Origin of the sequence: Mesorhizobium sp. M8A.F.Ca.ET.202.01.1.1 (assembly GCF_004791595.1) — a bacterium.
Lineage (GTDB): Bacteria > Pseudomonadota > Alphaproteobacteria > Rhizobiales > Rhizobiaceae > Mesorhizobium.
Genome location: NZ_SRUN01000006.1, coordinates 30,344 through 50,332, shown reverse-complemented (window position 1 = coordinate 50,332; position 19,989 = coordinate 30,344). Strand labels below are relative to the sequence as shown.

18 protein-coding genes and 1 other RNA gene are annotated in these 19,989 nt (G+C 63.6%); 10 read left to right on the top strand and 9 right to left on the bottom strand.

Annotation, left to right across the window (positions count from 1 at the left end):
* Nucleotides 1–120 precede the first annotated feature (120 nt).
* Both rnpB and EN845_RS14950 read right to left on the bottom strand, forming a co-directional pair.
* Nucleotides 121–519: RNase P RNA component class A (gene rnpB / locus EN845_RS14955), an RNA gene on the bottom strand.
* Between the two features lie 65 nt (nucleotides 520–584).
* Nucleotides 585–1,169 (bottom strand): transglycosylase SLT domain-containing protein, encoded by a 585-nt coding sequence (locus EN845_RS14950; RefSeq protein WP_245464245.1) that lies wholly within the window; start codon nucleotides 1,167–1,169, stop codon nucleotides 585–587.
* On the opposite strand from EN845_RS14950, the gene EN845_RS36090 reads away from it, so the two are divergent.
* Entirely contained in the window at nucleotides 1,090–1,308 is a 219-nt protein-coding gene (locus EN845_RS36090) for a hypothetical protein (protein ID WP_245511759.1), read from the top strand. The two genes, EN845_RS14950 and EN845_RS36090, sit on opposite strands and share 80 nt — an antisense overlap.
* A 207-nt stretch (nucleotides 1,309–1,515) precedes the next feature.
* Here the strand turns inward: EN845_RS36090 and EN845_RS14945 are convergent, their stop codons facing one another.
* The 3 genes from EN845_RS14945 to EN845_RS14935 form a co-directional block, all read right to left on the bottom strand.
* Nucleotides 1,516–2,271, bottom strand: coding sequence for an N-acetylmuramoyl-L-alanine amidase (locus EN845_RS14945; RefSeq protein WP_127871694.1), 756 nt, complete (start codon nucleotides 2,269–2,271; stop codon nucleotides 1,516–1,518).
* Nucleotides 2,268–2,987: a DnaJ family molecular chaperone gene (locus EN845_RS14940; protein WP_127275803.1), complete on the bottom strand. Its 720-nt coding sequence runs from the start codon at nucleotides 2,985–2,987 to the stop codon at nucleotides 2,268–2,270. Before EN845_RS14940 ends, EN845_RS14945 begins: the two co-directional genes overlap by 4 nt.
* Nucleotides 2,988–3,149: 162 nt before the next feature.
* Nucleotides 3,150–3,356, bottom strand: coding sequence for a hypothetical protein (locus EN845_RS14935; protein ID WP_127275804.1), 207 nt, complete (start codon nucleotides 3,354–3,356; stop codon nucleotides 3,150–3,152).
* Between the two features lie 185 nt (nucleotides 3,357–3,541).
* On the opposite strand from EN845_RS14935, the gene EN845_RS14930 reads away from it, so the two are divergent.
* The 3 genes from EN845_RS14930 to EN845_RS14920 are packed head-to-tail and all read left to right on the top strand — an operon-like array spanning nucleotide 3,542 to nucleotide 9,302.
* Nucleotides 3,542–7,291, top strand: a complete 3,750-nt coding sequence (locus EN845_RS14930) for a hydantoinase B/oxoprolinase family protein (protein WP_127871695.1) — start codon at nucleotides 3,542–3,544, stop codon at nucleotides 7,289–7,291.
* A 32-nt stretch (nucleotides 7,292–7,323) separates the two neighbouring features.
* Entirely contained in the window at nucleotides 7,324–8,622 is a 1,299-nt protein-coding gene (locus EN845_RS14925; protein WP_127871696.1) for a DUF3419 family protein, read from the top strand.
* Nucleotides 8,619–9,302 (top strand): class I SAM-dependent methyltransferase, encoded by a 684-nt coding sequence (locus EN845_RS14920; RefSeq protein ID WP_127871697.1) that lies wholly within the window; start codon nucleotides 8,619–8,621, stop codon nucleotides 9,300–9,302. Before EN845_RS14925 ends, EN845_RS14920 begins: the two co-directional genes overlap by 4 nt.
* Here the strand turns inward: EN845_RS14920 and EN845_RS14915 are convergent, their stop codons facing one another.
* Nucleotides 9,303–10,682 carry a serine hydrolase gene (locus EN845_RS14915; protein WP_135907114.1) on the bottom strand — a complete coding sequence of 460 codons (1,380 nt, stop codon included), beginning with the start codon at nucleotides 10,680–10,682 and terminating at the stop codon, nucleotides 9,303–9,305.
* A 287-nt stretch (nucleotides 10,683–10,969) separates the two neighbouring features.
* Between EN845_RS14915 and EN845_RS14910 the strand changes: the two genes are divergently transcribed.
* Both EN845_RS14910 and EN845_RS14905 read left to right on the top strand, forming a co-directional pair.
* Nucleotides 10,970–11,770, top strand: coding sequence for a GH25 family lysozyme (locus EN845_RS14910; RefSeq protein WP_127871699.1), 801 nt, complete (start codon nucleotides 10,970–10,972; stop codon nucleotides 11,768–11,770).
* A 116-nt stretch (nucleotides 11,771–11,886) separates the two neighbouring features.
* Entirely contained in the window at nucleotides 11,887–13,065 is a 1,179-nt protein-coding gene (locus EN845_RS14905) for a lytic murein transglycosylase (RefSeq protein WP_127871700.1), read from the top strand.
* 37 nt (nucleotides 13,066–13,102) lie between these two features.
* Here EN845_RS14905 and EN845_RS14900 read toward each other — a convergent pair whose 3' ends face one another.
* Nucleotides 13,103–14,323: an alanine racemase gene (locus EN845_RS14900; RefSeq protein WP_127871701.1), complete on the bottom strand. Its 1,221-nt coding sequence runs from the start codon at nucleotides 14,321–14,323 to the stop codon at nucleotides 13,103–13,105.
* 278 nt (nucleotides 14,324–14,601) lie between these two features.
* Here EN845_RS14900 and EN845_RS14895 point away from each other — a divergent pair, with 278 nt between their 5' ends.
* A complete protein-coding gene (locus tag EN845_RS14895; RefSeq protein ID WP_127871702.1) occupies nucleotides 14,602–15,519 on the top strand; it encodes a DMT family transporter in 918 nt (305 codons plus the stop codon).
* Between the two features lie 410 nt (nucleotides 15,520–15,929).
* Here the strand turns inward: EN845_RS14895 and metF are convergent, their stop codons facing one another.
* Together metF and EN845_RS14885 are read right to left on the bottom strand one after the other, a co-directional pair.
* Entirely contained in the window at nucleotides 15,930–16,847 is a 918-nt protein-coding gene (gene metF / locus EN845_RS14890) for a methylenetetrahydrofolate reductase [NAD(P)H] (RefSeq protein ID WP_127871703.1), read from the bottom strand.
* Entirely contained in the window at nucleotides 16,847–17,869 is a 1,023-nt protein-coding gene (locus tag EN845_RS14885) for a metalloregulator ArsR/SmtB family transcription factor (RefSeq protein ID WP_127871704.1), read from the bottom strand. Before EN845_RS14885 ends, metF begins: the two co-directional genes overlap by 1 nt.
* A 177-nt stretch (nucleotides 17,870–18,046) precedes the next feature.
* Here EN845_RS14885 and tsaA point away from each other — a divergent pair, with 177 nt between their 5' ends.
* The 3 genes from tsaA (at nucleotide 18,047) to EN845_RS14870 (ending at nucleotide 19,976) form a co-directional block, all read left to right on the top strand.
* Entirely contained in the window at nucleotides 18,047–18,571 is a 525-nt protein-coding gene (gene tsaA, locus EN845_RS14880; protein WP_127871705.1) for a tRNA (N6-threonylcarbamoyladenosine(37)-N6)-methyltransferase TrmO, read from the top strand.
* Nucleotides 18,568–18,882 carry a DUF2293 domain-containing protein gene (locus EN845_RS14875; RefSeq protein ID WP_127281028.1) on the top strand — a complete coding sequence of 105 codons (315 nt, stop codon included), beginning with the start codon at nucleotides 18,568–18,570 and terminating at the stop codon, nucleotides 18,880–18,882. The genes tsaA and EN845_RS14875 overlap by 4 nt, the downstream gene beginning before the upstream one ends.
* A gap of 137 nt (nucleotides 18,883–19,019) precedes the next feature.
* A complete protein-coding gene (locus EN845_RS14870; RefSeq protein WP_127871706.1) occupies nucleotides 19,020–19,976 on the top strand; it encodes a D-amino acid aminotransferase in 957 nt (318 codons plus the stop codon).
* Nucleotides 19,977–19,989 lie beyond the last annotated feature (13 nt).

The following is a 19,989-nucleotide window of genomic DNA, read 5'->3' as shown; positions in this document are numbered from 1 at the left end:
GTCGGCGGAGATCTCTGGCTGTGGCGACGCAAAGTAGCGCCGCGCCCTTGAATCAGAAGGTGCGGCCAAGGGCGCAACCTTCTGATATCGAAAGACTTAATCCATATATGATGGAGAAAAATTGCCAGCCGGCCTGTAAGCCGGGTTTTGTATGGCCCTCGCCCTTGCGAGGCGAGAACGTGGCGGCCATTCATCTTGGGCGCATGTTGCCATGCGCCTCACGCAACCTACCCGGACGGTGAGCCGGAAACAGCCCTCGAGGGTTTCCCCTCGCACCGCCCCTATTCGGTCTTGCTCCCGGTGGGGTTTACCGTGCCGCTCCTGTTGCCAGTCGCGCGGTGGGCTCTTACCCCACCCTTTCACCCTTACCCCGACAAAGTCGTGGCGGTTTGCTTTCTGTGGCACTTTCCCTGGGGTCGCCCCCGCCGGCCATTAACCGGCACCGTGTCTCCATGGAGCCCGGACTTTCCTCACCCGCGGCCTTTCGGCGTTTGCGGGTGCGGCCGCCCGGCCAGCTGGCAGGGCGTATAAAGGGGTTCACACCACAAAACGCAACCGAAAAAGCCGATTGTGACCGGTTCTCGTCAAGCCGGCGCGCCGACAGCCGCCAGCTGAACCTTGACCTTGCTGCAGTAAGCCGCGGAAACCGGGTTCATGCGAGTGGCGCCATGGCCGGCATTGTATTTGAGGATCGTGCCGCAGGTCGTGCCGCCACCCAGGTCGCGCGCCATGGCGAGGTACTTCATGCCGTATTTGATGTTGGTGTCTGGATCGAACAGGCCCTTGGCCGACCCATTGTAACCCATCATCCGCGCGGTTGCCGGCTTGATCTGCATCAGGCCGATCTCACCGGCGCCGCCGACCATGTTCGGCCGATAGTTGCTCTCGATCTTGATCACGGCGTGGGCCAGCGACACCGGAACCCCGTAGCTCGCCGCGTAGCGGGCGACAATCGCGGAATATTGGCCGCTGCTCGCCACTGCCGCGGTCGCCGCGGCGACGTTGCTGAGACCGATCGATGCCGTCGTCGTCATGTCAACGGTCTTGCGGCCGCGTTTCGTCTGCCTTTTGGCGGGGGTTTTCCTTGCCTTGGTCCAGCTTGCCTTTTCCACTTTCGCGGAAGCCTGCTTCGTCGTCGCCTTCGCACTCTTGGTGCTTTTGGCCGAAATGGCCTTGCCTTTGGCGGATGTCGCGACCAGACCCTGGTCGGCCCGCTGGCTTAACGGTGCGGCGTCGGCCGCGCTGAAGGCAAAACTCATTACCCCGGCAGCAAGAGCTGCCGTTAAAACGGTCAATTTCTGCATGTGATCCTGTTCTGTTGGGACCACGCGAAGATTTTCGCGCGGCATCGCTTGATCAATATCGGATCACCCGGGGGCTGGACGTCCGACAAACTGTACGAAAGGCCCTTTGAAGCCCGATTTGGCGCCAATGAAGGCGGGGCAAGTCACTTTAAGTGACAGGTTGTAACTTTACGGTTGAGGAGGATTACTTGGACCGGCTCTTGACGTGAGGTCAACTCGTGACGGAGGCAAGCAGCCTCTGGAGCGTGCGCATCGTCGAGCCGTCGGCAACTCCGTCGACCCGGCGCGGTCGGAAATGCCGTTGGAAGGCCTCGACGACGATCCGTGTCCGATCGTCGAAAACGCCCGTTATCTCGACACCATAGCCATAGAGCGACAGCATCGACTGCAGCGCCTCGACATCGGCACCGTAGTCGCCTGGCTTCAGCGCGGCTCCGCGCCTGACGGGCGCGGCTGGCACGAGATGACCGACACCGGCCTTAAACAGCACGGCCCATGGAAACTTCTCGCCAGGATCGATCTTGCGACCAGGCGCCACGTCGGAATGCGCCAGCACCCGCTCGGCGGCGATCGCATGCCGTGCTGCAATCCCCTTGCACAGCCTGATCACCGCATTGATCTGGCGTCGCGGAAAGCCGGGATAGCCCAGCGAATGGCCCGGATTGACGATTTCGATGCCGACCGAGCAGGAATTGATGTCGGTGTGTCCGAACCAGGAACTCTGGCCGGCATGCCAGGCTCGGTCGCTTTCCCGGACCATCTGCACGATGTGGCCATTCTCATGGACGAGATAGTGCGACGAGACTTCACTCGCCGGATCGCACAGCCAGGCTTCGGCCCCGATACCGGTCGCCATGCCCGTATAGTGCAGCACGATCATGTCGGGCTTCTGCCTGTCGCGCCTTGGCCCGAAATTCGGCGATACCCTGACCTCGGCACTCGGCTCGTCGGGCAGGAAGCCGCTCATGCGTGCCGCAGGCCCCGCTCGATCATCTCGTAGGCGGCGTTGATCGCCGCGACCCTGGTCGTCGCGATCTTGATGAATTCCTGCGGCAGTCCGCGCGCGATCAGCCGGTCCGGGTGGTTGTCGGACACCAGCTTGCGGTAACGCTTCCTGACCTCCTCGAACGGCTTGCCGCGCTCGATACCGAGCACGACATAGGGGTCGCCGGCGCCAAGATTGACATGCCGCGCCATGATCGATTCGTAGTGCGCCTCGTCGATGCGGAAGATCTCGGCGATACGATGCAGGAAAATGCCTTCGCGCTCATGCACCAGCCCGTCGGCCTTGGCGATGTGGAACAGGCCGTCGAGTATGTCTTCCAGCATCACGCAATTGGAGTGCCCGGAGCCGCACATCTGCGCCATGCGCTCGGCATAGGTTTCGAAACCGGCCACATCCCGCTGGGCGAGATCGAACAGCCGCGCAACATTGCGCGTCTCTTTCGCCGGCACTTCGAAGATTTCCTGGAAGGCGCGCACCTCATCCTGGGTGACGATGCCGTCGGCCTTGGCCATTTTGGCCGAAAGCGCGATCATCGCTACCGAGAAGGCGACGCGGCGGCGCAGGTCGGCGTCGCCGGAGAAAACCGTGCGCACAGCCTCGACCACGTCGGCGACGCCAGACGTGGTTGAAGATGAAACCCGGGTGATGAAGTCGCCGAGGCGGTCCCAAATCGACATGGCCAGCTTCATAGAGCCAACCGGTCCCCGCTATCAAGCCAATAACGGCCAACTTGTAGGGCCTGTGAACGAACGGCGCTTTGCTGGTTCCAACAGTCACCCCTACGAGAAAAAGGCCGACATCAAGCCGGCCTTCCTCCCAAGACACTTACTGCTTACAAACTACTGCGCGGGCGCAGGAGCAGGCGTTGCCGGAGCCGGCTCGGCAGGCTTGGTCGAATTGTCAGCCGGGGCCGCAGGCTTCATCGGCTGCTCGGCGGCCGGCGGATTGGTGCTCTGGGTCGTGGTCTTGTCGGTGCCGCTATCGCTGCATGCCGCGACGCCAAGCAGGACAAGCGCCGAAACCGACGCAAGAATGAGCTTTTTCATGACATCTCTCCTTCAACACACGCTCACGTTGCAGTGAACGGTCGAAGGGAAAATGCATGACCGGGCCAAGGGTTTCGTAACGTTGCGTTTCCACCTGTAACATCAATGGCATGCAGGCGACATTGCTGCCGGCGCTTCGGCGCTTTAACAACGACACCGGACAACGGAATACCGGAGACAACCGCATGACCGCCAAATGGGATTTCTGGATCGATCGCGGCGGCACCTTTACCGATATTATCGGCCGTGACCCGCAAGGCGGGCTGCATCCGCGCAAGCTGCTGTCGGAGAATCCCGAAGCCTATGCCGATGCCGCCATTCAGGGCATCCGCGATCTGCTCGGCCTTGGACCGGCCGCCGCGATCCCGTCCGGCCTGATCGGCGACATCAAGATGGGAACGACGGTGGCCACCAACGCCCTTCTGGAGCGCAAGGGCGACCGTGTGTTATTGCTCATCACCAAGGGGTTTCGCGATGCGCTCAGGATCGCCTACCAGGCGCGACCCGACATTTTCGCCAAGGAAATCATTCTTCCCGAGCAACTCTACGAGCGCGTCATCGAGGTCGGCGAGCGCGTGCTCGCCGATGGCCGCGTCGAATGGCTGCTCGATATCGCGGCTTGCCGGCCGGCCATAGAACAAGCGAAAGCCGATGGCATCGATGCCGTTGCCATCGTCTTCATGCATGCCTGGAAATATCCAGACCACGAGAAGGCGGTGGCCAAGGTCTGCCGCAAGCTCGGTTTCGGCCAGGTCTCGGTCAGCCACGAGGTCTCGCCGCTGATCAAGCTGGTCGGGCGCGGCGACACCGCGGTGGTGGATGCTTATCTGTCGCCCATCCTGTCGCGCTATGTGCAAAGGGTGGCGGGAGAACTGGGCGCGGCGCCAATCTCCCCCCTCGTGGGGGAGATGTCGGCGAAGCCGACAGAGGGGGGCGCTGCCCCGCCAACGTCTCGTTCTGTCGCGCCCCCCTCTGCCCTGCCGGGCATCTCCCCCACAAGGGGGGAGATCAGCCAATCCCCGCCTCGTCTGATGTTCATGATGTCTTCCGGCGGTCTCACCGCCGCCGACATGTTCCAGGGCAAGGACGCGCTGCTGTCGGGTCCGGCCGGCGGCGTCGTCGGCATGGTCGAGACGGCCAAGCTCGCCGGATTCGAAAAAGTCATCGGCTTCGACATGGGCGGCACCTCCACCGACGTTGCCCACTACGATGGCGAGTACGAGCGCGCCTTCGACACCGAGGTCGCCGGTGTGCGCGTCCGCGCGCCGATGATGCGCATCCACACCGTCGCCGCCGGCGGCGGCTCGATCCTGCATTACGAGGCCGGCCGTTTCCGCGTCGGACCGGATTCCGCTGGCGCCAATCCCGGCCCGGCCGCCTACCGGCGCGGCGGCCCGCTGGCCGTCACCGATGCCAACGTCATGCTCGGCAAGCTGCAGCCCGATTTCTTCCCCTCGATCTTCGGCCCCGGCCAGGACGCGCCGCTCGACGCGCAAACCGTGCGCGCGAAATTCGCGTCACTTGCCGCCGGGATCGGCGATGGCCGCTCACCGGTAGCGGTCGCCGAAGGCTTCGTCACGATCGCTGTCGAGAACATGGCCAATGCGATCAAGAAGATTTCCGTGCAACGTGGCTACGACGTCACCGAATATCTGCTGAACTGTTTTGGCGGCGCCGGTGGCCAGCACGCCTGCCTGGTCGCGGATGCACTCGGCATGGAGGCGGTGCTGATCCATCCTTTCTCTGGCCTGCTTTCGGCCTATGGCATCGGCCTGGCGTCGGTCTTTGCCTCACGCCAGCAGGCGCTGCTCAAGCCGCTCGCCGAGGAGTCCCGAACCGAGATCGCCGCCCTCATCGCCACCTTGAAAAAGGCCGTGATCGCCGAATTGGCCGTGCAAGGCATCGCCGAGGACGCGGTTGCCGCCAAGCCCGTGCTGCACATCCGCTATGACGGCACCGACACGACGCTGCCGGTGAATTTCGAAAGCGACTCGATTTTCCAGGCAAAGCGCGACTTCGAAATCGCCCACAAAGCACAATTCGGCTTCGTCTATGACGACAAGCCGATGATCGTCGAGACCGTCGGCGTCGAAGGCACCGAAACCGGCCAGACGACCGCCGAAGCATATGCGCCGGCCGGGCCGGGACGGGTCAAGTCCGCTTCGGAGACCCGGCGTATCTACACGGAAGGCCGGTGGCATGAAGCAGGCGTCTACCGTCGTGAGAACCTCAGGCCGTCCAGTCTGGTTGCGGGCCCCGCCTTGATCATCGAGCCGAACCAGACGATCGTCGTCGAGCCGGGTTGGCAAGCCGAAATCACCAACCTCAATCACGTCGTCATACGCCGCACGGAAAGGAAAGCGCGCGCCGCCGCCCTTGGCACGCAAGCCGATCCGGTGATGCTCGAAGTCTTCAACAATCTGTTCATGTCGATCGCCGAGCAGATGGGCGTGACGCTGCAGAACACCGCCTATTCCGTCAACATCAAGGAAAGGCTGGATTTCTCCTGCGCCGTCTTCGACCACACCGGGGCGCTGGTCGCCAATGCGCCGCACATGCCGGTGCATCTCGGCTCCATGGACCGCTCGGTCGAGACCATCATCAGGCTGAACTCCGGCGACATCCATGCCGGCGACGTCTTTGCCTTGAACGCCCCCTATAATGGCGGCACGCATCTGCCCGACATCACCGTGGTGACGCCGGTCTTTGACGATGCCCAGAAGAACATCCTCTTCTGGACGGCCTCGCGCGGCCATCATGCCGACATTGGCGGTACCGCCCCCGGCTCGATGACGCCGCTCGCCACCACGGTCGACGAGGAAGGCGTGCTGTTCGACAATTTCCGCATCGTCGACCGCGGAAAATTCCGCGAGACGGAGCTGCATACACTGCTCACCGAGCACCGCTATCCGGCCCGCAACCCGCACCAGAACATTGCCGACCTGAAGGCACAGATCGCAGCCAACGAGAAGGGGGTCGCGGAGCTGCGCAAGATGGTCGCGCATTTCGGTCTCGACGTCGTCGAGGCCTATATGGGCCACGTCCAGGACAACGCCGCCGAAAGCGTGCGCCGCGTGCTGGAACGGCTGCCGGACACGTCGGATTATGAATATCCGACCGATACCGGTCAGGTCATCAAGGTGAAGATCACGGTCGACCGGCAAAAGCGTGAGGCGACTGTCGACTTCACCGGCACGTCGCCTGTCATGAAGAACAATTTCAACGCGCCCGAGCCGGTCGCCCGTGCCGCCGTGCTCTACGCCTTCCGTGTCATGGTCGAGGACATGATCCCGATGAATGCCGGGTGCCTCAGGCCGATCAACATCGTCATCCCCGATGGCTGCATGCTCAAGCCCACCTACCCCGCCGCCGTCGTCGCCGGCAATGTCGAGACCTCGCAGCACGTCACCAACGCGCTGTTCGGCGCCATGGGCGCGATGGCCAATGCGCAAGGCACGATGAACAACCTGACTTTCGGCAACAAGCAGTACCAGTATTACGAGACGATCTGCTCCGGTTCGCCCGCCGGACACATGAACTCCGGCCGCGGCTTTGCCGGCACGTCGGGCGTGCACACCCACATGACCAATTCGCGCCTCACCGACCCGGAGGTGCTGGAGCTTCGCTTCCCAGTGGTGCTGGAGGATTTTCACATCCGCGAGGGTTCCGGCGGCAAGGGCAAATGGAACGCCGGCGACGGCACCAAACGCACCATCCGCTTCCTCGAGAATATGGAATGCGCGATCCTGTCCTCGCACCGCAACCGCCCGCCGGAAGGACTGGACGGCGGCGGCGACGGCGAGACCGGCTCGACCAAGGTGCGCCGCAACGACGGCACTGTTGAGACGCTGAAGGCTTGCGACCAGACCGTGCTCGACGCTGGCGAAGCCGTCATTGTGACCACGCCGACGCCCGGCGGGTTCGGTAAGTTGTAAGAAAGGCGTCAACAGGCTGTCACCGGCCTGTCATGACCCTGCGTTACCCGCTTGCGGCAAAGCAAATGGGGAATCACTTTGCCATGACGGACGTCTCCTCGGATCTGGTTTTTCGCCGCGGCAAGGAAGTTGGAAAGGCCGTCTACCAGAACCGCGCGCTTTCGAAAGCCGGCATCTCCGAGCGGCTGTTCGCCTTCCTGTTTTCCGGCCTCGTCTATCCGCAGATCTGGGAAGACCCCGACGTCGACATGGACGCGATGCAGCTCGGCCAGGGCCACCGCGTCGTCACCATCGCCTCGGGCGGCTGCAACATCCTGGCCTATCTGACCCGCTCCCCGGCACAGATCGACGCCGTCGACCTCAACGCGGCCCACATCGCGCTGAACCGCATGAAGCTGGAGGCGGTTCGCCATCTGCCTTCGCAAGGCGACCTGTTCCGTTTCTTCGGTGCGGCGGACACGAGCCACAATTCCGAAGCCTACGACCGCTTCATCGCCCCGCATCTCGATCCGGTCAGCCGCCATTACTGGGAGCGCCGCAACTGGCGCGGCAACAGGCGCATCGGCGTTTTCGATCGTAATTTCTACCAGACCGGCCTGCTCGGCCTGTTCATCGCCATGGGCCACCGCACGGCGAAATTCTTTGGCGTCGACCCAGCGGGCATCATGCAGGCCAGCAACATCGGCGAACAGCGCCGCTTCTTTAACGAAGAACTGGCGCCGGTCTTCGACAAGAAGCTTTTGAAATGGGCGACCTCGCGAAAAGCCTCGCTGTTCGGTCTCGGCATCCCGCCGGCGCAATATGATTCGCTGATCACCTCCGGCGACGGCACCATGGCCAGCGTCCTGAAGGCCCGGCTGGAAAAGCTCGCCTGCGATTTCCCCCTGGAAAACAATTACTTCGCCTGGCAGGCTTTCGCCCGCCGCTACCCGGAACCAGGCGAGGCCGCCCTGCCCGCCTATCTCGAAAAGCAGAACTACCAGACCATCCGCGGCAATATAGACCGCGTCGCCATCCACCATGCCAACCTGATCGAATTCCTCGCCGGCAAGGATGCAGGCGCCGTCGACCGCTTCATCCTGCTCGACGCGCAGGACTGGATGACCGACGGCCAGCTCAATGCGTTGTGGTCGGAAATCACCCGTACCGCCTCGCACGGCGCCCGCGTCATCTTCCGCACCGCCGCCGAGCCCAGCCTGTTGCCGGGGCGCGTCTCGACCTCGCTGCTCGATCAGTGGGACTATCAGGACGAAGCATCGCGCGAATTCTCGGCCCGCGACCGCTCCGCCATCTATGGCGGCTTCCACCTCTATGTGAAGCGCCCGGCATGAGCACGACGGAACTGCCGGCCAGCCCCGAATTCAAGGCTAACCATGCCGAACTGATGGACGGCGTCTACCGCTGGCAACGCCACATCTACGACCTGACCCGCAAATATTACCTGCTTGGCCGCGACAAGCTGATATCGGGGCTGGATGTACCGGTCGGCGGCACCGTGCTGGAACTCGGCTGCGGAACCGGGCGCAACATCATCCTCGCTGCCCGCGCCTATCCCGATGCCCGCTTCTTCGGCCTGGATATTTCGGCCGAAATGCTGGAAACGGCAGGCAAGGCGATCGACCGCGAAGGCCTGTCGGACCGGGTCATGCTGGCAAGGGGCGACGCCACCGATTTCGACGCCAAGGCGCTATTCGGCAAGGGCAGCTTCGACCGGGTCTTCGTCTCCTATTCGCTGTCGATGATCCCGGGCTGGGAGAAGACGGTCTCTGCAGCACTTGCCGCGCTGGCCCCGACGGGCTCGCTGCACATAGTCGATTTCGGCCATCAGGAAGGTCTGCCGGGGTGGTTCCGCGCGTTGCTGCGCGGCTGGCTGAAGAAATTCCACGTCACGCCACGCGAATCCCTGCGTGATGTTCTGGAATCGCAGGCCGAGCGAACCGGCGCAACCTTCCGTTTTCGCACGCTTTATCGTGGCTATGCCTGGCTGGCGGTGATTGGGCCACACAGCTAGCTAGTGCAGCGCCTTCACCAGCGCCCCCACCATCGCCCGCGGGCGATAGTTGAGTTTGGCCGGCGTTAGCCCGAGCCTCACCACGACCAATTGCTCGGACGGGATGATGGCGACCGTCTGCCCGTCATGGCCTTCCATCCAGTAAGTGTCCCTGGGCAGGCCGGCGGCGACGCCGGCACCGGGGTTCTCTTCATCGCCCGGCGCTTCGATCCACAACTGGCCCTTGCCGTAGACTTTCGAGGCGGATGCCGGCTCGCGCATCCAGTCGACGAAGCCGGCCGGCAGGACCTGGTTGCCGTTCCAAACCCCGCCTTGCAGCAGGAACTGGCCGAAGCGCGCCCAGTCATGTGCCGTGGCGTAGAGATAGGACGAGCCGACGAAAGTGCCCTGCTCGTCGGTCTCCAACACCGCGCTGTGCATGCCGAGCGGCTCGAACAGCGCCGTGCGCGGCCACGTCAATGCCTTGGCCTTGTCGCCGATGGCGTCCTGCCAGAGGCGCGACAGCATCACCGCCGTGCCGCTCGAATAGGAGAACACCTTGCCGACCTCGCCCGCCAGCGGCTTTGATTGGGCAAAACCCGCCATGTCGGGTTCGAGATAGAGCATGCGCGTCACATCGGCGACGTCGCCATAGTCCTCGTTGAATTCCAGCCCGCTCGACATCGCCATCATGTCGGCAAGGCTGATCGCGGCGCGACCGTCCGCCTTCCAAGGCGTAAACAGGCCCTTGTTGTCGACCGCCATCTTGCCGTCCTTGATCAGCGTGCCGACGATGGCGGCGTTGACCGTCTTGGTCATCGACCAGCCGAGCAGAGGCGTCTTGGCCGAAAAGCCGTCGCCATAGCGCTCCGCGACCACCCGTCCGTTCTTGACCACGACGATCGCGCGCATGCCGGCGCCGGCCATGGCATCGTCGCCGACGACCTTCGAGACCTCTGGATTCTGCGATGCATCGACCCGTTCGCCCTCCGGCCACGGCGCATCCTGGTTTGTCGCCGCGGGTTCGGCATGGACCGTCGTGCGCCGCGCCTTGCCGACATCGCCGTCCGGAACCGAGGCGCAGCCCAGCCCGTCGCGGGCGACCGCCTCGCTCTTGCCGAGGAAGCCGAGCAGGCCGGCCGAAACCGTCCCCCGGTTCTTGTCGACGGAGACCCGCATCAGCCGTAGCAGCGGATGGCCGGGCGCCTGCACATCGACGGCCAGCACCTCATTGGCGTCGCGGCCGGCGATGAAGACGTTGGAGCAGACGATCTTGGCCGAATAGCCCGAGCCGACGCGGATGAGTTCCGGCGGCGCGATATAGAGCCAGGCAAACAGCGCGGCGACCGCCAGCACGATCAGGCCAAGCAGCCAATTGACGATCTTGACGACGAACCGCATCCATTGCCTCCCAGGCGCTCGCCTGACCTTATGTCATCGATTTGCCGCCATTGCTTCCGCAAAATCGGTGCTCTTGTCGAGCGCCATCAACGGATTATCAACCATGATCGGCGATCACAGGGATGCATGTCGCCCAGAAGTGCGCAGCGGTTTTGGGACGACGACATGCACGAAAAACGACTATGCTGGGCGATGCGTGGGGCGACCGCCTGGAGGGGGCCAGACCAACTTCGGCCATCGGTGCACAGACCCATCAGCGACCGGCTGATTCCGGCTTGGAAGTTGCGATGCGCCGTCTTGCGGTCCTTTTCATGCTGACGCTGCTCGGCGCCTGCTCGACCGCGGACGATCTCTCGCCGCTGTCGCCGTCCGCATCGAGCAGTCCGACGGTGGCCGTGCGCGCGCCGCGCTTTGCCGATTCCAAGCCGCATGAGTGGGACAGCGGCGCGCCGTGGAACTATGCCATCCACGGCACCGACGTCTCCAAATACCAGACCTCGGTCGACTGGCCGACGGCCAGGGCCAGCGGCATTTCCTTCGCCTTCATCAAGGCGACCGAGGGCGGCGACCGCTTCGATGAATATTTCAGCGAGCACTGGGCGCGCACCAGAGCCGCCGGCGTTCCGCGCGCTGCCTATCATTTCTTCTATTTCTGCACTCCGGCGGCCCAGCAGGCGCGCTGGTTCATCCAGAACGTGCCTGTCGACCGCTCCGCCATGCCGCCGGTTCTCGACATGGAATGGAACCCGAAATCGCCGACCTGCCGCCTGCGCCCCGACCCGGCCACGGTGCGCGCTGAGATGACCACCTTCCTCGAAATCGTCGAGCGGCATTACGGCAAGAAGCCGATCATCTACACCTCGGTCGATTTCTTTGATGACAACGAACTGTCGACCTTCCGTGGCTATCCCTACTGGCTGCGTTCCGTCGCCGGCCACCCGCGCGAGAAATATGGCAGCCACCCCTTCACCTTCTGGCAGTACACCGGAACCGGCATCGTTCCCGGCATGACCGGCAAGTCCGACATCAACGTCTTCAACGGCTCGGAAGCCGCCTGGAACAAGTGGCTGCGGCAGAACACACGTTGACACCGGGCCTGCCGCCTGCTTTTCGACACTACCAGCGGTAAAGAGTGCAACCGCTGGTAATTCAGGGCGTTGGCCTCCAGGCACGACAAAGCCCTCTTCGTTTCGAAAGGAAGCTGATGCGACTGCGTTCTCAAGCCCTCGCGGCGCTGTTCTTGTGCGCCACGGCCTTGCCGGCGATGGCGCAGGAATGCGGCGGCGATTTCGAGACCTGGAAACAGGGTGTGGCGGCGGAAGCCAAGGCCGCCGGAGTCGGCGCCGTCGGTCTCGATGCGCTGGAGGATGCCAGGATCGACGAGAAGGCTCTGGCGCGCGACCGCGCGCAGGGCGTCTTCACGCAAACCTTCGTCCAGTTTTCCAACCGCATGATCTCAGCCTACCGGCTGAAGCAAGGTGCGGCGAACATGAAGAAATACGCCGATATCTTCGCCCGCGCCGACCAGCAGTTCGGCGTCCAGGCGCCTGTCATCACCGCCTTCTGGGCGCTTGAAACGGATTTCGGCGCCGTCCAGGGTGATTTCCACACGCTGAGCGCACTGGTGACGCTGTCGCATGACTGCCGCCGCCCGCAATTGTTCCGGCAGCAACTGGTGCCGCTCTTGGAACTGATCGATCGCGGCGTGCTGCCGGCCGATGTCACGGGCGCCTGGGCCGGCGAGATCGGCCAGACGCAGATCCTGCCGTCCGACTATCTTGCGCGCGGCGTCGACGGCGATGGAGACGGCAAGATCGACCTGCGAAACAGCGTGCCGGACGTGATCATGACCACCGGCAACAAGGTGCTGTCGCGCGGCTGGAAACGCGACGAGCCCTGGATCCAGGAAGTGCGCGTGCCCGACGAGATGCCATGGGACCAGACCGGCCGCACCAACAAATTGCCGCTGACACAGTGGGCGCAGTGGGGTGTTACCAACCCCGACGGCTCGCCGCTGGTCGACAAGGGCCTGAACGCCGGCCTGGCGCTGCCCATGGGCCGCAAGGGTCCGGCCTTCCTTACCTATGAGAATTTCGACGTCTATCTCGAATGGAACCAGTCCTTCACCTACGCGCTGACCGCGGCCAATCTTGCCGCGCGGCTGGCGGGCGCGCCGCCGCTCGATCCGCGCAATCCCGAGCCGGGTCTCAACAACGACCAGATGAAGGCGCTGCAGACCAAGCTCGAGGCCAGCGGTTACGATGTCGGCACGGTCGACGGCATTCTGGGCACCAACACCCGCGAAGCCATCCGCAAGGAGCAGATGCGGCTAGGCCTGCCGGTGGATGGCTGGCCGACGCCGGAGCTGCTGGGAAAGCTGTAGCTCCCTCTTCCTTCTCCCTTGGGAGGAGGAAGAAAGCTTAATCCGCCATCGTCTCCAGGCTTGCAAACCCCTGCGGCGCGTCGCCCTCGTCGAAGGGCGTCGTCACCTCGACGAACGTGTCGGGATAAAAGCCGTTGAAGCGTGTCCTGAGCGACAGCGAGTAAGCGCCGATATGGCCGATCTCGATCCAGTCGCCGGTATCGACGGTTTCCGGCAGCCAGAATGGCCGCGACAGGATATCGACGGAATCGCAGGTCGCGCCGCACACTTTGAACGGCACGATGTTGTTCTCGTCGCCATTGCGCGTGCGGATCGCCGGATCGGGGATGAAGCGCGCCGGCAGCGTGATCTTGCCGGTCCATGAATCCGACAGCGACGCCCAGATGCCGTCATTTATGTAGAGCCGCTTGCCCTTGCGCAGGAGCACGCGCACGATCAGCGACAGGCAGCGCGCCACGATCACCCGGCCCGGCTCCGCCACCAGCGGTATCTGGTCGAATTGATATTCCTTCAGGTCGCCGGAGAGCCGCGACATGATCTGGCCGAGCGACGGCATCTCGATCTGCTTGCGGTTGGGATCATGTCCGTATTCGGCCGGAAAACCGCCGCCGACATCGAGCCCGGCAATGTCGAAGGTCAGCCGGTTGCGCACCCAGTCGGCCGAGGCCAATGCCCGCTCATAGGTGTCGGGGTCCTCGATCTGGCTGCCGACGTGGAAGCACAGGCCGACCTTGTAGCCGGTGCGGTTCAGCCGCTCGGCGAGTTCGACCGCATAGGCCGGCCCGGCGCCGAATTTCTTCGACAGCTCGTAGGCGGCATGCCCCTTGGTCTGCACGCGCACGAAGACGGTGACCGCGCCCGGATCGATATCGAGCGCCCGCACCACCCGGGTCAGCTTAGTGATCTCGTCCTCATGGTCGAGAGAGATGACGCGGATGCCGTATTTTTCCAGCGCCAGCTTGATGTCGGACTGTGCCTTGACCGGGTGCATGTAGAGCATCTCGGCATCGGGCGAGACAGCGCGCACGGCGGCGAACTCGCCTGGGGAAGCGACGTCGAAGGCAGTGACGCCGGCCTCGACCAGCGTCTTCAGCACGATCTGCTCGCCATTGGTCTTGACCGCATAGGCGGTCTTGCCGGGGAACATGCCCATGAACTGCCTGGCATCGGCCTTCAGCACCTGCGGGCGGAAGCAATAGACCGGATCGTCCGGGCGAAGCGCCAGTGCCGCCTCGCGGGCATTCTCGAATCGCTGCATGGACGAATCCTCGACTTCGGCTGCGCACAATTAATCCAAGCTAGCGGCTAGCGCATGACCCCGAAAGTCAATTTCGACTTTCATCTTGCAGCGTCCTTTGCGCGTCTCTGGAGACGCGCGGCGCTGCAACGAAAACAATTCTCTGTCTCGCGCCCCCTGACGGTGCCGCATTGGCTTGTCAGAAGGCCATCGGTCCGGTTTCGGGTGGCCCTTGCCGGCGAACCGGATATGGCTTCTGCCTTGTGGCTGGCATTTCGGCCGTGTGGGGGAGAATTCATATGGCAGTGACCGCTACATCTGCGTCACGTGGACCGATGGCGCTCAAGGACTGGGGCCAGTTGCTGCTGCTCGGCGCGATCTGGGGCGGCTCGTTCTTCTTCGCCCGCGTCGCGGTGGCGGAACTTCACCCGCTGGTGCTGGTGCTGTTTCGCGTCGCCATCGCCGCGATCGCGCTGCAGCTCTATCTCGGCTTGCGCGGCCCGTCTTTCCGCCTTGCTCTGCCGCATGCCGGCCTGTTCTTCCTGCTGGCCTTCACCAACAACGTCGTCCCCTTCTCGCTGATCTTCGCCGGCCAGACCCAGCTCGGTGCCGGCGTCGCCTCCGTCCTCAACGCGACGACACCGTTCTGGACGCTGATCCTCGCCAATGCCCTGACCTCGGACGAAAAGCTGTCCTGGAACAAGCTCGCCGGCATCGTGCTCGGTGTCGCCGGCACCGCCGTGATGATCGGTCCCGGCCTGCTCGCCGGGCTCGGCGGCCCGGTCTGGGCCAAATTCGCGCTGATCGGCGCATCGCTCTCCTATGGCGTTGCGCTGATGGTCGCCCGCCGCTTCAAGGGCGTGCCCTCGCCGGTCGTCGCCACCGGACAATTGACGGCCTCGACCATCATCATGATCCCGATCGTGCTCTTCGCCCATGGCCCCGCCGGCCTGTTCTCCGCCTCGCCGCCGGTGTGGGCGGCGGTGCTGGCGCTGGCGCTTCTATCGACGGCCTTCGCCTATATCCTCTACTTCAACCTCGTCGCCTCGGCTGGGGCCACCAACGCCTCGCTGGTCACGCTGATCGTGCCGGCCAGCGCCATGCTGCTCGGCTTCCTGTTCCTCGGCGAACGGCTCGAACTGTTCGAGATCGGCGGCGTGGTGCTGATCGGTCTCGGCCTTGTCACCATCGACGGGCGCCTGTTCGGAAGACGTTAGTGCGCGGCATGCCCGCATCGCGGTAGCGCTGTCATGACACGCCAACGACACCATCCGGCCATAATTTATTCACAGGCATGAAGCCGGCTTTTGCCGAAGAGTTTCAACGGCTAACGGCAAAACCGAGGTCGCGAATTCCACATTTACGTCGCAATGCAGCACATTTTCCGCTTGCCTGTGGCACAAATGAACCTAGACTCCGGGGCATAGCTCTTTAAGAGGAGGCTATGTCATGGGACTTACGAGGCCAATCAACGCATTGATGATTTGTGCTGCGTTTGCTTTCATCGGCGCCCTCATTATGGGCGTCCTTCCCTGAACCCGCCAAGACGGGGAAGACCAGCACCTAATAGTCCAACCAATTCGAAAGGCCGGGTTTTTACCCGGCCTTTTGCTTGATCGGCTGCCCCCTAGGCGGCGGCCGATCCGGCCACCTCCGCCTCGTGCGAGCGGATGCCGATCATGTGGCAGACGGCGAACACCAGATCGGCCCGGTTCATCGTGTAGAAGTGAAAATCGCCAACGCCGCGCTCGACCAGGTCCAACACCTGCTCGGCGGCCACCGCGGATGCCACCAGCGCATGCGTCTGTGGGTCGTTCTGCAGGCCGTCGAAGCGCTCGGCCAGCCAAGCCGGCACCAGCGCGCCGCAGCGCGCCGAGAAATTGGCGACCTGGGTGAAATTGTGCACCGGCAGGATGCCGGGCACGATCGGGATGTAGATGCCGGCACGGCGCGCGCGCTCGACGTAACGCTCGTAGAGATCGTTGTCGAAGAAGAACTGGGTGATGGCCCGCGTCGCGCCATTGTCAACCTTGCGCTTCAGCATGTCGATGTCGGTGGCGAAATCAGGACTTTCCGGATGCTTTTCCGGATAGGCCGAAACCGAGATGTCGAAATCGCCGGCGCCCTTCAGCGCCCCGACCAGCTCGGCGCCATTGGCGTAGCCGTCCGGATGCGGCCGGTAGGCAGCGCCGACGCCTTCCGCCGGATCGCCGCGCAAGGCGACGAAGCGCTTCACGCCCATGTCGGTGAATTCCTGGATCACGGCGTCGACTTCGTGGCGGGCGGCATCGACGCAGGTCATGTGCGCCGCCGGCGTCAGGCTGGTCTCCTTCAGGATGCGGCCGATGGTGCGCGCCGTGCGCTCACGTGTCGAGCCGCCGGCGCCATAGGTCACCGAGACGAATTTCGGCTGCAGCGGCTCCAGCCTTGTGACCGTATCCCACAGCCTTGCCTCCATCTCGTCGTTCTTCGGCGGGAAGAACTCGAACGAAACCCTGACCTTGTCGCCGATATCGGGACGGCGGGAAAAACGAAACTGGTTCATCAGGCGATTTCCCCTATCGAGCTCACTCTGGTCTGCTGGCTGGCGTTGGCAGGATCGGCGATCAGCAGGCGCCGGTCGCGGCCAAGCCAAAGCTTGACGGTGAGCTTGGCCTCGTTGCCGCCGCGCGGTTCGAATTCCTGGGCATCCTCGAGATCGAGGCCGGCTTCCGAGAACCACTCCCCGATCTGCCGGTCGGAAAAGCCCAGCCGCATATGCGCATGCTCGTCGCGCAGGAACTCAAGCGCGTGCGGCGCGAAATCGACGATGACCAGACGGCCCGCCGGGCGCAAAAGCCGCGCTGCCTCGTGGATGGCGCGGGCCGGATCGTCGAGATAGTGCAGCACCTGGTGGATGGTGACGAGATCGAAGGCATCGCGCTCGACCGGCGGCGAGAAGATATCGCCCTGCCGCACCTGCGCATTCGAAACGCCGGCCTTGTCGAGATTGGCGCGCGCCACGGTCAGCATCTCGCGGGACATGTCGATGCCGATGCCGCGCCGGTAGAGCGGCGAAAAGATTTCGAGCAGCCGCCCGGTGCCGGTGCCAAGGTCGAGCATGGACTGGAACGGCCGCTTGCCGACCAGCTTCAGCATCGCGGCCTCCACGGCGCGGTCGGGCACATGCAGCGAGCGGATATGATCCCAGCTTGCGGCGTTCTGCGAAAAATACTCGGTGGCGCGGTCCTGGCGCTTGCGCTTGACCGAGGTCAGCCGCTCCAGGTCACGCTCGACCTGCGGGTCGGCGCCCCGAATGCCGGAGACCAGCCCCATCACGAAGTCCCGCGCGGAATCGGCGTCCGACAGGCGGAAGAAGGCCCACGACCCTTCCTGGTAGCGGCCGATCAGCCCGGCCTCGAGCAGCAGTTTCAGGTGCCGCGAGACACGCGGCTGCGACTGGCCGAGAATTTCGGTAAGGTCGGAAACGGTGAGGTCGCCGCGCGACAACAGTGCCAATATGCGCAGGCGGCTGGATTCGGCCGCTGCCTTCAGCGTATCCACCATGGTGTCGAGCGAGACATGCATCAGCGTATTCTCTTTGAAAAAGATATAAACATATGTTTATGTCGATTTTCGGAACCACGCAAGCGCTATGTCGCTTCCGGACAAGAAAATGCCGCATGCGTGATTTTTCGGTGCATGGCGTCCAAAAACGTGTAGCGGTTTTGGAACAATGACATGCATCAGCAGGAAGATCGGCCGATGAGCGAACCGCGTGAGATGTTCGAGGCACGCGAAGGCGAGAGGAGACTGGACCAGGATCCGGCGTCGATGCCGCCGGATGGCGGCATCGTCTTCATCGGCCGTATCGCCTCGCCATGGACCACCCGGGAAAGCTGCCCGAAAAACATGCGCACGGCACGCGAGACCGGACAGCCGGCGGTGCTGACCATCGACGCGCCCTACCGCAGCGGCCTGCAAGGCCTGGAGCGCGCCAGCCATGTCATTATCTTGTCCTGGCTGCATCACGCCCCGCGGAATCTGATCGTGCAAAAACCCCGCCATGCGGCTGGTGCCAAAGGCGTGTTCGGGTTGCGCTCCCCTGCCCGGCCGAACCCGGTCGGCCTGCACGTGGCCAAGCTCGTCGGATTGGACATTGCCACTGGGCACATCGACCTCGACGCCATCGACGTGCTCGACGGCACGCCGGTCATCGACATCAAGCCCTATTTCGCCTCGACCGATGCCATATCAGAGGCGACCGTTGAGGGGCGCGAGGAGCGATGAGCGCTCCGACCGGCCGCCGCCGCGCCATCGCCAAGGCGCTGACAGCACTTCTGCCGCTGGCCCCTTATGCCGACATGGAGAAGATCCGCACCGACGCCGGCTCGGTGCATATGAAGACCTTGCCGCCGACGATCGCGGTCTGGCTGGCGACGATCGCCCATATCCGTCACATGCACACCGACTACGAGAAGCTGCTGGCCGAGGGCTATGATCGCGACTCGGCGCGTTTCTTCGTCATCGAGCAGACCAACATCGTGCTCACGCGCTGGCGCGCCACCCGCCTGCTCGACGCCGATGACGAGGAGGAATGAGGCTATGCCGGGCCGGATGGTGCTCACTTCGTCATGCTGGCCGGGTCTTCATCTCGAGGATGACTGAAGTCGGAGCGCTGGCTCTATACGCTCGGCCTGCCGGCGATAGCTTGTGACGCAATGGCAAGGAGCTGCCGATGAGCCAAATCGCACAGGATATACCGCCGCTGCCCCCGGTCGGCGACCGCCATGTCGACCCGCATTCCTATCCCGACGGAATTGCCTTCCTCGACGGCCAGTACCTGCCGATGTCGCAAGCCAAGGTCTCGGTGCTGGATTGGGGTTTTCTGCACTCGGACGCCACTTACGATACGGTGCATGTCTGGAACGGCCGCTTCTTTCGCCTCGATCTGCATCTCGACCGTTTCTTCGGCGGGCTCGACAAGCTGCGCATGACGATCCCGTTCGATCGCGATGGCGTCGCCGAGATCCTGCACAATTGCACAGCACTTTCGGGTCATCGCGCCGCCTATGTCGAGATGCTGTGCACGCGCGGTGCTTCGCCGACCTTCAGCCGCGACCCGCGCCAGGCGATCAACCGCTTCATGGCGTTCGCCGTGCCATTCGGCTCGGTCGCCAATGCCGAGCAGTTGCAGCGCGGCCTGCGTGTCGCAATCAGCGACAAGGTGCGCATTCCGCCGGCCTCGATCGATCCGGCGATCAAGAACTACCACTGGCTCGACCTCGTGCGCGGCCTCTACGATGCCTATGATAGCGGCGCCGAGACGGCCCTCATTCTCGACTTCAACGGCAATGTCGCCGAAGGCCCCGGCTTCAACGTCTTCCGCGTCAAGGACGGCAGACTGTCGACGCCGGCCATCGGCGTGCTGCCGGGCATCACCCGCCGCACTGTCTTCGATCTCTGCTCGGAGGCCGGCCTCTCGGCAACGGCCATGGATGTCAGCGTGGCCATGTTGCGCGGCGCCGACGAAGTCTTCATCACCTCGACCGCCGGCGGCATCATGCCTGTGACGGAGATCGACGGTGCTGAGATCGCGAACGGCAAGGTCGGGCCGATCACCAGCCGGCTGATGGCGCTCTATTGGCAAAAGCACGACGACCCTGCCTGGTCGACCCCGGTGAACTACCCCTGATTCACACGATTTC